This is a genomic window from Desulfovibrio desulfuricans (assembly GCF_024460775.1).
Classification (GTDB): domain Bacteria; phylum Desulfobacterota; class Desulfovibrionia; order Desulfovibrionales; family Desulfovibrionaceae; genus Desulfovibrio; species Desulfovibrio desulfuricans_E.
In genome coordinates, this window is sequence record NZ_JANFYZ010000047.1 from 1 (window position 1) to 394 (window position 394).

Consider the following 394-nt stretch of genomic DNA (forward strand, 5'->3'; position numbering starts at 1 on the left):
ATGTAAAACACCACCTAAGGTGCTTGTTCGTCAGTTTGTGGAAAGGTTTGAAAGACCTTCAGGTGAGAAAATAGCATTATGTGCTGCTGAACTAACCTATTTATGTTGGATGATTACACATAACGGAACAGCAATCAAGAGAGCCACATTCATGAGCTATAATACTATCATAAGCAATTCGCTGAGTTTCGATATTGTCAATAAATCACTCCAGTTTAAATACAAGACGCAAAAAGCAACAATTCTGGAAGCCTCATTAAAGAAATTGATTCCTGCTTGGGAATTTACAATTATTCCTTACTATGGACAAAAACATCAATCTGATATCACTGATATTGTAAGTAGTTTGCAATTACAGTTCGAATCATCGGAAGAAGCAGATAAGGGAAATAGC

1 protein-coding gene is annotated in these 394 nt (G+C 35.8%); it reads left to right on the forward strand.

What is annotated here, in order from left to right; translation table 11 throughout:
• The coding region (locus NE637_RS15350; protein WP_256267797.1) for a site-specific integrase at positions 1-394 on the forward strand (394 nt) is incomplete at both ends.